Genomic DNA, 16,676 nt, shown 5'->3' with positions numbered 1-16,676 from the left:
AAGATGCTTAAAAACTATAGCAGCCTGTTCACCTGGAGAATCTTTATGGAATAGGATTAGAGAGTCTATCTTGTTAGGGACTAGCTTCACTATATCTCTCAGCAATTGTGACATTTGTATGTTGTTGAGATTAAGCATATTTAAAACCAACCACAATTCTTCAGCATAATAAACAAGATCACTTTTAACAGGGGTAAGCTTGGCAGCGATGACAAACAAAGCACTAAATAAAAGAAACTTAAAATAATCTTTTGCGTTAGGTTGGAAATACCTGTCACAATAATTCCCGGCTTTAATATAGTGCTCAACAGCAAACTTGATACTAGAAGGAAGCTGCGCTATTTTATCCCGATGTTTTACCTTAGTGCTTACCAGCAGACTCAAAGTGATCAGTAATAGTGCTGCCAGATGTGCCTCATTCGCCTTCAAAGCATATTTAAGCTCCAGCAACAAGGCTTCTTTGACAAATCCATTACTTAAGAGAGTTATTATGCTTCTTGATTTTCTTTCCGAATCTAGTGCACCAAGAAGAACAATATTTTTGGCCGCAACTACTGAATGCTTATCACATACATTAATCAATCTGGAAAGCGCTAGTGAACTCCCGGCAGGTGAAAGAATTATTGTATTTAACTGTTTATCTCTTAATTGGTTAATAGTATCTACATCTTGCATACTGATATATCCGATTTCACCCAAGGCTTCGGTAGCGTTAAAAATACCTTGTTCAGATAGTTTAATTAGTACGGGAATTGCATCCTTAGCAGCTGGACCCATTTCGCCTAAAGCCTTTACGGCTCGTTCCTTTTCCAACCCATAACCATATTTTAAGTCCCTTATTAATTCCTTAACCTTACGATCAGTCGCAGCGTCCACACTCGCCACAATTACTGTAGAGGGCATTTTGTCTTGTGGTGAAGCATTTGCCGGGGTTATGTAGGACGCGAACAATGCAGATGTCAGTGCGAGTGAATGAACAACCTTTCTGAAAATAATGTTTTTCTTAGCTTTGGCAGCTTTTTCAGCAATAATTTTTTTATACATATACGTACACCCCTTGTAAATAGATTCTGTTATCTGCCTATATGGCAATTACGAGAAAAAAAGATAATGTTCTAGTAAGTTATCGCAGTAAAACTAAAGGAATTTCACATTTGTTTATTATTATTTTTAGATATTAACAAAGAAAGATAACAGATATAATCAATTATAGAGTCTTAACCCGCTATTTCTCCCTGACAGAAGGCACGACAAAGGCTCCATATAATACAGAAGAATTGAAAAGTTTTATAATGAGGTTATGATAGTGTTGCCAACAGATACGTACCTGATTGTTTTCTCCAGAATTGGAGAAAACACACCCGGCACATTGCCCTTTGAGAATTAGGTCGCTGCTCCCTTCGGGTAGAAAGAGGCGGCTCACCCACCGAAAGTATCTGCATGCAGCGGTGAGGCTCAATTCTCTAAAAGAGTTATAGAAGCGGCTGCCTTAGCTGTAGCTCTATATATTCTTTTCGTTTTCTCAGACTTTCACTTAACGGAAATTGCTTAAGACCATCTTCAGCTGCCTGCTTTGCTTGTTCCAGCTGTTTTAGCTCCTGAAAACAGGTTATCTGATCAATAAAATCTTTTTCACTGGCTATTCCTGCTTTTATTAATTGGGATATGAATGATACCGCAGTCCGAAAGGATTTTTTCTTGATAGCTCTCACAGCGCCTTCCCTGAGATATTTTTCAGCAAGTAAGGGATCTTCCGTCGAGAACTGCTGATGAGCATTCTCAATCTTATGGTCAAAATATTTATAGAGATATTCAGCTTTTTCTTGTCTGTTATCTTTGATAACTCCTAGTTCGAATTCCTTTTTCATAAACTGCTTATGCACCTTATTAGTCATACTTAAGATGTTTTCCGGCAAAGCAATATCAGCCGAAATTGCATAAGCTCCCATCATTTTGAGAATATTGAGCGCATCGTCATCAGATATGCCGGTATCGAGCTGAAGCTGCTCCAGATCATTGTTTATCTGACGCAGAAAGTCTTCACTCTTCTTAGTTGTATCATGAATTGTACCAAAACTATTTGTGTGCGTGAGCATAAAACTGATGATCCCGGCTGATTTGGCAGATAATCCGCCTTTCGTAATTTCTTCGGCCGTCAGTTTATTTTTGTTTTCTATCTGTCCGTCTTTCTGTTCTGTGAGCTGATTAAAAAGAATAAAAGCAGAAAAAATTGACTTGAGCTCATTGCTATCGGCAAAACCATCGATAGCAAGCTGTTCAAGATAACTTTGTTCCCCTTCGACTATTGACTTACACTTAGTACCTCGCTCAGCAATAGCCTGCGCATTTTTGACCTGAGCTATAATCTCTTTGCGTACTTCGTTTTCATCTATTTCTTTGGATATTTTTATTAAGGTATCAGCTGACGATTCCTTAAATCGGTCAAAACCTTGATCCCATAACGCGCTAAAAGCATATGTCGGATCTTTTATCTTAACTCCGAAATAATAGCTTTTCAATGCTACCCAATCGGATATTGGATTTTCCTGACCAACGCTGGAAGGAAAAGCTTTTTCATTCAATGTTTTCTTAAACTTTCTTGCCAGGTACTGAGGCTTTGGCAGAGAATCCATTAGGTAATACAGAACTCCGACCCCAACAAGAGGACCCAGTGTGCTAAAAATCCCGATTACCACTCCGGGCGCGATGGCAGCAGCTGACATTGTCATGGCGATGACTGATGAAACAGCCGTATATCCTAGAATCCCTATCAATTGACGAGGAATACCGTTAAGACCGTGATTAGGTGATGATTTGGTAGCACCAAACAAACGGACTGACTTTGCAGCATACTTGAATTTAGGGGAAATAAGCTCATATTTAGCGTAAGATCCCTCTTCCTGAAGCATTTTGTCTATTCGGTCAAGTCCCTTCTGGTTATCGAATATCCAGTACAGAAGTGAAAGGTCAAAGGCGTTCTGAGTCCATCCCCTACCTATATTCGAGGCGAATTTGGTAAGCAGGTTAGTAGCCGCAATTGTCTCCAGGACCATCATAGTTCTCATTAATCCAATCGGATGATCCCGGAACATATTAACAAACGGGATTCGGTCTTCAAGCTCCACCACCTGCATTTCTTTAGTCTCACCGGTTGACGGAGTGGACGGATTAAATGCGTCTGAAGGAAAGTTGTCAAAATAGCGGGATTTCTTTAGTCCATCTGCCGCCAGTATCTGGCTTAAAAGGTTGGGGTTAGCAAGGATAAAATCTGCTTGTTTCTGAGTATACCCTTCCATTGTCAAGAACTTGGTCTGTGTATATTTGCTCAGCTGCATATTAGAAACTGCCATAATAGCCATGAGATGTACGAAATTATAGACATTCGAGCTGGCTGACTCATTATCTATATTAAAATGGTCCTTCCCCAGGTTCATAGGTACAAAAGGTATTATTGATGCATCATAACCTAAGTAGAGATGAAGTGCAGGATATACAAGTAACCTAATTAGAAAAGAATAGACATAGTTGACCATGTTAATCGTTTGGAGATGCTCAGAAATAGTTTTCTTCTGCGCATTATCATGGATCTTTGCTTCATGCTGAGGTACAGCACCGGAGGCAATCCACCGTCCGAAACGGTATATCTTACCTCGCATACCTGTCTCTTTGGGATTGCCGCCGTCAGATCTTCTGATACCGTCAGAAATCCGGTACAAGGCCATTGTCACGGCCTTAAGCGCAGAGTCTTCCAGTGAATACTTGTATTTTCTCCAGACAGTAACCTCACCGAATTCACCACCGCGATCAAAGGGATCCTTTTTAGCCATCTCATAGACTTTTTGCTGTAAAAAAGTATTATTGAAGAATACAGGATCATCATATTGAATCTTGACCGATCCCCTGGCAATTTTATTTACACCTGCGGCTAATGCTTTGACGCCTTTGATATGACTAAAAAATTTGTTAGCGCTTGCCCATCCCATTGCATGCTTGGTCCGGTTGAACATGCCCTGTTCTTTCCATTTCCTGGTAGCCATCATAGCGGAAAGAGCCCCGGTAATTCCCCAGGCTATTTCATTAGATAACAGACTGGTAAAAGAAAAACCTGCCATTGGAGGAAATAAGGCTGTCCCTAAAATATAAATAGAAAAGCCCAGGAAAGCTCCTGCACCATAATAAGCAACTTGCCCAGCGTTAGCTCTCACAAGTTTCCATCTTTCGCTAATTTCAGCTTGTTTTTCTTTGAGCTCAATATTTTTATTAATGTAAGACTTAATAAGCGGAATTAATCCATTACCCTTGTCAAAATATGCAGTTCTCTCAAGAATATATTTAAATCCTTTCCAGAAAGGCACGCCAATAGCTACCGCAGCACCATAGGAAGGCAACAATCCCGCTGCCATGATTGCCATAGGCACGAAGAAGAATGGGACAGCAAAATCACCTAAGAATCTTCTTAATACAGTATTTATTCCACGCCCCGCCATTTGTTGCAGCCGATTATTCTGATCATCTGTCAAATTATTGGGGTCAAGAGATTGCTTTAGCTTATAGGAACTAAACCGAAAAATTGATAGATAATCAAAATTTGCGATTTTAGGAATAACTTTAGAAGTTGTCGTAACCGGATGCAACATAAGATTAAGTAAAAATCCGAAAGGACTAACTGCAATATCCCAATACTTGATCATTGCTTTATTCAAAATCGAGTTCTGCCCAAATTGGCTGCTTTCCAAATAATTGGTAGACTGGGCAATACCAATAGTTCCCCTCACCAGATTGTGGTTATAACATCCTGCGTGGAAGGACGCCGCACGTGTAGTATCCGGAGCCCCTTTTGCAGTAAATGTATGGTTAAAGGTTGTCTGAGGGATCTCATCTGCCCTTCCCATTTCGCCTGTATAGTCGTATCTACCTTGAGGTTTCTGGAAAAGGACTATACTGTCATTAAGAACACGTCCCTCTTTATGGCTAATCCCACGGGCCTTGCTCGAAGTTTTCCAACTGGTAAGCGTATCGTCAAAAGGTATTGTCATGTGGTTATCGTTATCTACCGCATCCAACACCTGCGCATTAGTCTTCTTCGTAGGGGTTGTGATATTCCGGTATAGCCAGAAATAATCATGGCGCTCTTCAGTCCATTGGGCCTTCCAATCAGAACGAGCGAAGTCGGTTAGCCGGGCCATCTCTTTGTGAATATGCTCCCCGTTCCGATCTTGTTCTGTAATTTCGTTGAGCCAGCCATATTCATCACCCATCTCTCCCATGTCATAAAGGGCCTTGGCCATCGGATCCCAATGACCATTATTAGACCAGAAAAGAGGCATCATCGAGCTCTTCTCTTCCGTAATTGCGATTCTGGAAGATATATGTGCCGCAACCTGCTTAAGCGTCCGAGGTCTGTTAAATACGGCATATTCACGGGTGATTTTTTTGCCGTGCCTTGATACTTTTTTCATGCCTGCGAAAGAGGCTACGTTTCTGGCAAGTGAAAAATGATCGGAATACTCTTCATGCTTCTCCATCGCGGTACGCGGCTGGATGCGAGCATTCTGTGCTGCCCAATGCGCTTTAGTCCAATTACCGTCGATCCTGAGCGTATAGTTAAGATGCCCTGCAAGGTCCTTCAGTTTCTGAGTGTATTCTTCACTGTGTGATAACCACTCATTAAGCTCAAGAAGCTGTTTACCATCCGTATTAAAAACAGTACAACTGGTATATTCACGCAGATTTTGGTTATTCAACGAAGCAAACCCGGATTCTAAAGATTTGTTAATAAAAGCCATAACGTCTTGTGCGTTATCGGCATCCATATTTGCATACAGTTGTCCTAAGGGTTCAAATTCCTTCTCGATTTCTACTGCTAATTCATTAGCGACGTCGTATAGAGGAGTACCTGTATCCAGCTTCCTGCCAAATTTATGGTTATAAAAAATATGTTGCAGGATACCATTGAGATTCTTTCTATATCGTTGTTCGGTTATTTCAGCTAGTTTTTCCTCAAATTTTGACAATTGAGCTGTGACTTGAGCATTAATATCGTCCGCGAGTATTGCCGAAGGTTTTCCATTCGATTCATTGTCAATAGTGGTCAAGAGAGTATGTACAGCCTTTTGGACAGTCGCAACTTCTTTCTCCGCCGATTTAAGCTCACCTTTAGAATAATTCATTATAATATCTTCAAAATAATCAACATCTTTATCAACCAAAATACCATTTTTGTTTAGTTTTGCCAATTGTGATTGCAATGCGAAATGGGATAAGTTCAAAATAGACAACAATTCTTTTTTAGCCTTTTTCGATAAAGAATAATCGTTGATATATTCTTCCATTTTCGGTTTAAAGACCAACGCCTCTTCTTCTGGGTTTTCGAAGAATTTGCCTAAACTATGCTCAATTTCAGGAATTCTGGCTAAAACTATTGATTTAGAAATAATTCCTGATTCTGCAATTGTTAAATCATTATTTAAATAAGTTAATTTTGCCATTTGTGCTGTAAATGAACTCTGGGATTTTTCCCAAAATGCTAATAATTTTGCCTCTGCCAAAGAAGAGTTGCCGATATATTCTTCCATTTCCGGTTTAAAGACCAACGCCTCTTCTTCTGGGTTTTTGAAGAATTCACCTAAGCTATCCTTAATCTCAGGAACCGCATTGATAAGTAGTAACCTAGAAACAGTCCCAAATTTACAGAGTTTTAATTCTGCCTCAAGCTTTTGTAGTTTCTCTTTACTTTTCTCCAACTCTTTTGAAGCATCCGCTGCGGAAGCACCTGATCCTTTAGCTTTTTTTTCTAATTTCAATATCTCTTTCTTTAATGAATTTATATTATCAGTTTGATTTTCAATCTCTCTATCTAACTTCGCGATATTATCATCTACGGCAGCAATATTCTTTCGTATTTTTGATAGTCCCTCATTTGCCGGTTTAAGATAAAACATGTATGTAAATAAGGATAATTTTTCATCTTTGGCTTTTTCCAGCGCCAAAATGACTTCGGCATATTTAACAGGTTCGATCTTGGCTTTTTCTTGTGCTAATTCCAAATCAATGTCGAGGTCAGCAATATCAGACTGAACTTGCTCATATACAAGATCAAAAACAAGTTGCTTCCTCTTGTAATTAATCTCGGTTAGAGCTTTCTCTTTCCTCGCTATTTCCCTGACCAGATAATTATAGGATATTGTTCCCGTCTTCGTCTCGAATTCTTGCTTCTTTTTATTCGCGCTTATTCTTCTTATTTGAGAATCCAAATCTATAGAATCGTTATCAAGTTTAGCAATACCTTTTTTGAGTGATTTCTTCTGACCTTCTAGTTTCTCCTTTTTAGCTTTCTTAGCAAATAACCGTTGACGCTCTGTAGCCAGAGCTTTGTATAAATTGTCTATTTTTTTCTGAATATCTTGAGAGATCGATCCTGCATCCTGTGTTTTATTAACAGCATCGCTTATTCTGGATAGTAATTCCTCATTACGAGAAAAAGAACCTGTTGAGGTTAATTCGTTATGTATTTCCTTCGCAACCTGCCGGGCTATTTTATCGTTATCATACTTCTGTAGCTCTTCGACTTTTTTGATATCATCAGACATCTTGGCATAGAGATACTGCATCTCTTTGAGTATCTGGGAAGATATCTCTTTCGAACTAATATGGGACCAGTCGCCTTCTATAATCTGCGCCTTAAAGTATTCATTAAGGGCAACATTCATATCATTAAGAGAAAAGTCTGACTTACCTTTTTTCTCCTGGTAATTTATCAGAATCTTCTTTGCTTTTGCAAAATACTGATTGTCCTCATATATTTGGTAATTCTTATTCTTAGCTTCAAAATAGAGTTCTCTCAATGCAAATGCGATACCCTCCATCTCACCTAACGCATAATGTCGGATAGCGATCTCATCAGCCAACTCTACCAGCCTATGTTCAATTGTTTTATAATTATACTTAGGGCCCATACCGGCAGCATTGCGCAGGCTCCAGCCTTTTCTCATTTTTCCGGAACCCTGGTAAACATCTCCACCGGCAAGTCCCCAGGACCTTACGATCTCTTTGGCTGCTTCTTCTGGTTGTTGTTTCTTGTTCGTAATACGGTCGATCAAGTCAAGCATAAACTGTTCAGTATCAATGCCTAACTCATCCTTGATCGCAAAATCATCACCTTCGAATACAATGGCACTGGTAATAAACTCTTCAGCCTCTTTTTCCAGATCAGGGGGAATAAATAAGATACCTTTGTGCTCCTCCAGCGCCGTTTCCAGGACTTCGCCCATAAAGACCGAAGTCTGGACGTTACGCTCACGGCCGATAAGCGCACTGGACTGCGCGCTGCCTTTGCTTCCGGCACCTTCAGCGTAAAAATCCACATCAAATATATGTAATTGTACAATCGGGGCTTTAATTATTTCGGAGCGTATATCATCGGCCATTTCATTAATACGATCTTCGTCACTTGCTGCTTTGGAGAGACGGACCTCATCCGAAAGACCACGGTTAATCAAATTTTCTTTGGTATCCTTGGAAAAATTATGATCCATTCGACCGATCACTTCTGCCATTATTTTCGACTTTAGTTTCTGTAAATGTTTGGAGAGAGCTTCTATCACGGCTTCGTTTACTTCTTTTTTGTCAGATAGAAACTGATAGGTATACTCAATGAGTTGCAGGTCCATTGCCGGATCAATGCGATTGTTAAACCGGTCTACGGTATCGATTTTTATACGGTCATAGATCTTTCTGATTTTATCCTGCTCGCTGGATACACCTTTAATACTGTCAATATGCTCGAACAGAGAATCCCTTACCGCTCTAGCAGAAGTTCTTATGCTTTCATTCCCGCTATTGTTAATCAGGTCCTGCGTAAGCTTAAAACTCTCCAACCAAGCCTTCATGGCCTTAATCTGAATAATCCGTTGTTCTTTATTCGTAAGTGCGATACGTTTTTCTTCTTGTGATCGCGCATTGGCATCTGCTTCCTGGTAGTCAGTCTCTGCCTGATCGGTTACATACTTAATATAATTATCAATATGGTTAGCAACACTGTCTTTATTTTTGCCAAAAATATCCGTATGGTCCTTCCAGATTGCTCTCTTACCAAGAGATTGATTCTCAAGTACCAGATCTCCACCTTGCATAATGGCCCAGACTACACTCTGAAGTTTTTCGAAAGAAAACAGAGAATCAGAGAAGAATCTAAACTGTTCATTTCTCATTGCAGAGAAATCTTTGTTCTTATCAAAAGAACGATTACATCTACCAATGTTAACAGCATATTCGAGACTCTGTACAATACCCTGGATCATTGATTCATAATTCTTACCCAGTCCATCCAGAACATCCAATTCCTTTTTAATCTTAATATATGTAACTCGTTCTTTTTTTGATAATTGGGAACTAGCTGCCTTATTGCTGCGTTCGCTAAGTGCCTGGCTTATAATGCGGGCATAATCAGCCCCATGCTCGGCACTTACCGTGAAAACAAGGTTATTGCCTAGTTTATCGGTTACTTCAACTTTTTCACCAGTAAGAGATAGTTGCACCCCTTCAGCTGCTTTAACCAAGTCTCCCTTCATAAGACCAATAGAAGAAGCCGTTTTAAGAATAGTATACACCTGGTCCATATCTATCTTTTTCATTACTAAAGGAGAAAACTTCTCTTCACCCTTAAAAGTCTCTTTACTGTCAGCTGTTATCTTATCGGTTAGCGTGCCATTCGGTGTAATATAGGCAGCTTCAATTAAAGCATCCCATATATCTTTTTTCTCATCTCCAAAAGACTCAAAAGACGATCGGGTAACAAATCCGTTATGTAACGTCACTAGTATTTTTTCTGCTATCGAGCTATATACCATTCGGTTGATATCGTCATCTTCAGAATATTTTGAATGATCTTGTGCAGATATGAGACTGGAGATCGTATCGACATTAGGCAGCAGCATTTTTTTCTCCAGGTTATCACGTTGGGCAAATAATACATTCCTGCGCCGAACTTCTTCATCTGAGCTATTCGAATTAACATGGGCGGTTAGTCCTTTAATTTTATTCTTGAGATCAAGCATTGTTGTCTTGTATTGTTGATTTGCTTCATATGCCCCATTGCTAAACTCATAGGTTTTGATTCCGCCAATGACTGATTCTTTTTTCACAACCCTGCATTTGTCAGCAACTAGTTTTTGTGCTATCTCTTTAACGGTATCGTTGCCGTGTCCAATATATTGTTTAAGGCTCCCGGCACCCCGGCGGCGCATGATCTGTACATCCAGAAAAGTCTCCACTGCGATGCTGGCTGCCTGTTCCGTCAACCCTTGTATAGACCCGGCCTCAAGGTTTTCTTTATTCTCCCGGCTAACTCCTTGCAATGTCTTGATAAGCTTTTTGATAACACCATTATCAACTTTGATAACAACATCATCAACTTTGATTTCTCGTAATGCAGCTTCCAGCGCTTTCTTGTTAGCATGAGTTACTGAAAGAATTATACGTGCTTCCACCTGGTTATTACTTTTATCAACTGTAATAATTCCTGAGTTCACCAACTTATCCCACACTGCAGCAGCTTGTTTATCATTATTCAGGATATTATTAAAGGTGCTTTTCGTAACGCCGCCCTGATAAATTTTCCAATAAAAACCGGAAGCTATATCGGTCAGATTTTTGTTAGCTAATTTTTCCCATTCCTGATCGATGTAATATCTGATTTGATCAAAATCAAGTTTTTTGGCATTTGCTAAGCCCCTGAATACATCCGAGACACCTCTGATCTCTTGGCGAATGGCATTGTGCTTTCCGGGTTCATCATCAGTGCCAATTGCATTTATGAAAGCCCCTATAGCCTCATAATCTTCTTTGATCAGCTCGAGTTTCCCCATCTCTTTTCCAAACAGGTGCGCCAGCATTGCATTCTCATTATCGAGGAACCGCCTATCCCACAACTCGCCCATAAGCAGCCGTATCATATTCTCATAATGAGAGGCCCTGTTTATTGTTATCGGAAGCACATAGCCATATTTTCTCAAAATTTTCACAGCTAATCTATTCTCTTGCTTAGACAGTTTATTAAGCTGAAGCCTGTTATCGTCAAAACCACCGGATAGGCTTTTATCATTTGTATTCAGTAAGCCGTTTAGTTCAGTAATTAACGCTTTCCAATCAGTTCCAGGCATAAAGTCAAATTTGCGGAACAACTCTCCTTCGGTAACAAGAATGCCATCCTTATTTTTTAAGGCGTCAGGGTTGGAGGTATTGATCGGCATAACAGCATATAGCTCGTCACAAGGATTGAACATCTTAATAGGTCCTTTGCCTTGATCCTGAGCCATAACATTCAGGAGGGCCTGTTCGATAAAAGAAACAAACTCGACAAACCTTTTATCTACGGAGTCTTCTTGGGAAGCTGCTGAATAGAAGGTTTTATTAAGCGCAGAAATTGTTTCCGTATTAAGCAATTTCTTAAATTCTTTCTGTTGTCCTTCGCTCAGCAGAGAATATCCGGCGAACATTTCAAGGTTCAGGATATTTCCAAGCCCTTTCAACCCATCAGCAACAAGATCAAACTTATTTTTTTCATTAAATTTACCGTTATTCATTAAGTCATTACTGCCGGCAATAACCTCGTCAGCTTCTGTATTGATAAAATAAAATGTTATTGACTCCAAGCTTATACGGAGAGCAGCTTCATTATCCGCATCGAACCCGGAATTAGTTAAGATCACTTTTAATTGGTTATTAATTGGGGCCCATTTTTTGTCTAAGCCCTTGATTTCGTCATATTCATCAATCAGACCTCTGTTTTCCCTGATGACTTTAATTAGCTCCTTGACTTTTTCTTCGGACAACACACCTATAAAGCTGTTAGCTGATTGATTAATGATATCCTTGACTTGGTCTTCATTCAGTGTACACTTGATTTGTGCAATTGCATTTTTCACTCTGGAAGTAAGACCGTTTAATCCCGAGAAATTAAATTCTCTCATTATTCGTTGCTTGTCTTCCATATAAGCTTTTTGCAATACTTCAATTAATTCTTTCAGTTTTTGTGGGGGATTATCTACTGCTAATTTATCAATGGCTTCCTTAGTAACTGTCGGTTTAAAAACCAGAACATCCGCTTCAATATTTTCAAATAGCTGTTCGATAACACGTTTGTGTTCAGCATATTTAGATAACAGAGGTGCACTTTCAAGTGGCCCCAATTTCAGAAGTTGGTTACGGAACTGCTCCCAGTGATAAAGCACTGAATTAAAAAGATTACAATCACGTGTTTCACTAACGCCGCGATAATCTCCGTCAGCATAGTTTACGTAAGCCATGTGGTCTTCAATATCCAGCAAATAACTCTGTATCTGTTTTTCTTTATCCGCTGTGTCCAGTTCTACGTAATCTTTATTTGCCTTTTTAGTTATCTCATTGATCTGTCGTGCATTTGACTCTAAGACTCTTAAGATTTCTTCGGACTTCTCTTCACTTACGTAACCAAGTATCATCGCAGCTTGTTTAAACTTCTCGATTGCAATATATAGCTTGTTATCATCGACTATTTTAAATACGGCTTTTTCTATTATTAGGGCAACTTGGTCTGCGGTCCGGTCAATATCAGTATCTGCAGTAACTATACTTTGCACATCAGATGCCATTTCACCAAAAACCTCGTAACTAAAATCCTTTGCTTTTAGCAAAGCTCTGATTGATCCTTTAAAAGCTTTACCCAATGATGGTGTGGTAGTATTTTCATAATTATCGAGAATAGGCTTCAAGCTAGCCACAATTGATGACTTTACCGATCCGAACCGGGAAAAATGTGACTCGGTCAAATATCCTTTTTTAATATCAAGGATTGTTTTCCCATTAAGCAATTGTTGACTTACTTCTGAGAGATTCCCAGGAGCAATAACACGTTTGTACACTTCCCGACGAAATTTTTTCGCGAGCGCTTTGGCGTAGATAGGATCGATGCCTTTGGTCTGCCATAAACGCGGCAACAGTGATGCTGCTTGAGCCTGGAGCTTATCTGAACTTTTACCGGTGATCATTGCGTTAACCCAAGCAGTAGGCTTCCAGCTGTTCCATATCTTAGCGTGTTCCCCTGACTGCTTGACACAATAATCAACTAATATTTGGTCATGGAGCTGTAATTTCAGGGTATAATCAATTCGTGCTCCGTTAACAGACTCTTTCGGATCAATTGTTTTGCCGCCAATAACCTCGCTCGTGATCTTTTCATTAAGCACATCAAGCAAATACTGGAAATCATTCCGGGAGATCTTCTGCGTAATGTTGGGTTCGCCGGCTTGCGCAACCAGAATGGATTCCAATTTCTCATCAAAAATATCCTGCTCATAGAATTCCTCTAAAGATGTCGAATTCACTATTGACCGCATGTTGTTTTCAAGGGCCAAAACTATTCGCTTACATGTCTTCTTGATCTCAGATTCATCAGCAAGCCCCTTATCTCTGAGCCGTTGAGGCAACCGCTTTGCAGCCTCTCTAAGAACATCTTCAATAATCAGGGACCCTTCTTTGTGACTATCTACCCCGGCAAACTTTTGTTTGAATAATCTCCAGTAATTACCTGCACTGACACGACTATTCTCATCATAGCCAAGTTCTTCGTCCTGTATAATAGAATGCAGAACAGTGTTTGCAGTGTCCTTAATAATATTTGGCGCAGCCAAACTGCCGGACAACTGCCAGAGCGCCCAATTATCTCCCTCGCGATTTTCTTTCTCTCCATAGCCTGCATATCGGGATTCGTCCATCAATTCGAACAATTCCTGTGCGGCATCCCTGTTATTAAGACGTATAGCTTTGATCAGATTATCTACGGTAGATGGCTGTGTTTTCAGAATTAGCTGATCCTTAGAAATAGAATAGGTACCTAGCAGATCTTTCCAGATAGTGTCAAAGCTGGCCCCAAGTCCGGCTGTATCCAGGATCTGTCTTACCTTGTTCATATCGACCGGGGCAAAATCAACTGTAGCCTTTAGGTATTCATTATCTTTATCCTTAAATAAGGGCCTGATCAGCCGCTCAATTGCTTTCGTCCTAATATCAAATCCGTTCAGGATATCCCAACATGCCTGGTTAGGAAATGCCTTGGCTCCGACACCGCCAGTCTGGGCTATCAGCTTCTTATGAGGCCCATAATGGATACGTGAACGCATAAAGTTAAATACGGTATAAGCAAAACCACCGCCGAACATCAGGTTGATGTCAGCAACAGACATTCGTTCATTAAAATCTTTATTGAGTTTTTGGATACGTGGCTTGCGAGTGATCGTGCCATCAATATTAGATAGCATATAAAGTGGAGAATCCACAGAATAATAAACGATACCCAAAGCAAACAGGTTAAACATGAACTGCTTCAACAAAGAGATATTAGAATTCATCATAAAGGTAGCAGTGATCAATCCCAGCTGAATAAAACTGGTAACAATACCCAGATTCCAGGCTGTCATCAACAGGGCAGGTTTGCTCTGTATCATGACAGGATTCTCGGAACTGATCCGGTAATTAACTATGGCATTTATATGTTTGATATCAGATGGTTTATATTTCTTGCCAATAGCTTCATAAGCATCTTTCTTAAGCTTATCGAGACTATCCCTGGTTAATCCAAGATCCGAAAGGAGTATGTTATCAGCCTCACTCTTCAAAAGGCGTTGTACCTTAATAAACTCTTCGACTTTTTGTGGCAGTTTTTCAGCATGGTAACCCCACAGCTGAGAAACTGATTTGTTGAAGGTCATTCCAGCGCGAATAGGATTTCTAAGAAGATTCCAGAGGCACATACTGGCGGCCTTAAAAGATTTGATCTCATTAGCCTGGAATCCATGTTCGGCTAAAGCTCCCTCAAGGGACTTATCCCCTCCGGCCTGCTCTGTCTGCCCCATTGCCTGATGATAAGTATCACTTCCATAGGTATCAGAGAACATCTTAACTGTGGTAAATAGGGTATCAATGCCCTTTTCTTCCAGCACTTCGGCAAATTGAGCAACAAACACTTCATCGGAGAGCATCCAGAGGCTATTAACTTCTTCAGGAGTAAAAAACTGAGGTGCCAGATCATTATTTCTGGAATAGGTAATGAACTTTTTGGTGGAATCCTTCTCTTGCTTAAGCTCTGCATAACGCGCCAGCAGTAAATTATGTTTGAATGCAACAGCCACGTCATCTACTGTAAAATCAACCTTGGAAATATCCAGGGCGGCAAAATCAGTTTTGCCGTCTTTTACCGGCAGCACACCTCGATTCTGAACAACCAGGGCTGCGGATGTAGTATTAATATAACCTTGTTCAACTATGAGATGAGCTGACTTGATCATATCGCCGAGTTGTTGATCGGTCATACCCTCTGATTTCAGTTTGTCAATTACCTTAGCAATAAATGCATCGCTAAAATTAGCTTTGAATGCAGGATCATCGACATCATTAACATACATGGAAGTCATCCACTTAAAGAAATTGAGGTAGAGACCGCTATCGACATGAGTGGATAACCGGTCTGACATTCCTTTGGGGGACATATCATTGCCATCCAGGACTGACTTGATCTTTTGGAGATAAATATCATAATTTTGTACCAGAGTGTCAGACAGGTAGCCTTTTTCCGTCACTCCTGCAGTATCGATATAGCTCAGAAGGTAAAGGAGATCATAAAAATCCTGTTTTTTTGTTTCATCAGAAAGGATATCGCGCATCAATAACTGTATCTGTTTCTGTATCTGAGTAAGGTTGGGGTCATCGACCTGAGAAAAGTTAATCAGTAGTGAAAAACTGCCATTGGTAAAGCCAGCGCCTAGAAGCTGGTGCATAAACAGAACTGGAAGAAAAATATCTTTTTTATCCCCCAGCACTGCTGCATAGCGATCTACGATGCCACTCTCCCAAACAACCTTTGCGGAGTACATAGTATGATTCGCATCATCAACAAGTTTAAAGACATCGTGAGTAGATGTGATAAGGTGCATATAATCTGAACCGAACTTTTTATACAACAGACTAACTTTTTCAAGATGATCCATTACCTGATTACGTTTTCTCTCACTGGCTAACGGATCTGCAAGCGGGTAATCAGTTTGATTCCAGAGTCTGGTGATTCCTTTTCCGGCAAATTTCTTATTAAGTTCATTGATGTAAGAGGCTAATTGATCACGGGTGGCACAATCCTTCAGAGCCTCCAGCTGATCTTCAATCACATTGTGCATAGCACTTCGGTGATTGACGTAACGATCATGATTTCGATCTCCAGCCCCTTTGAGAAATACAGTGTCCATGCCAGCAGGCTTATAGTCAGTGCTCAACCTGTTTTTTGATGTGAGAAACTGCTTTGTTTTATCATGGATAAGAGTATCTTCTTGTTGATAATTGTATATGCCGTGAAACAGATCTATTTGTTGTTTATCAGAACCTGTTTTTTTTTCTGCTTTAATTGGTTGGGAATGATCTCGTCCGTTGATCGGGATTTTTGACGGGTTCACCTCTACATGGTCAGCAGGGTTGGAAATCAATTTTGCATAATTAATCATAATGTACCATCCTAGTTAAATAATCCTACCTACCGGACTGTAAATACACCCGCACATTTATTTATCGTAACATAAAATCAAAAGTTTCAGAGATTTTACTGAAAAAGCTTAAAACACTTAATTCTTATTGAGTATGATACCCACTAATACCAG

At 40.0% G+C, this 16,676-nt stretch carries 2 protein-coding genes; both read right to left on the bottom strand.

All coding sequences use genetic code 11. The features are described from left to right. Window positions 1–1,044: hypothetical protein (locus DKM50_02955; protein PZM83253.1), on the bottom strand; the 1,044-nt coding region annotated here is incomplete at its 3' end. Window positions 1,045–1,472: 428 nt separating this feature from the next. Then, a complete protein-coding gene (locus tag DKM50_02950; GenBank protein ID PZM83252.1) occupies window positions 1,473–16,523 on the bottom strand; it encodes a hypothetical protein in 15,051 nt (5,016 codons plus the stop codon). Window positions 16,524–16,676 lie beyond the last annotated feature (153 nt).

Source organism: Candidatus Margulisiibacteriota bacterium (genome assembly GCA_003242895.1).
Lineage (GTDB): Bacteria > Margulisbacteria > Riflemargulisbacteria > GWF2-39-127 > GWF2-39-127 > GWF2-39-127.
This window is presented reverse-complemented; position numbering and strand designations above follow the sequence as displayed.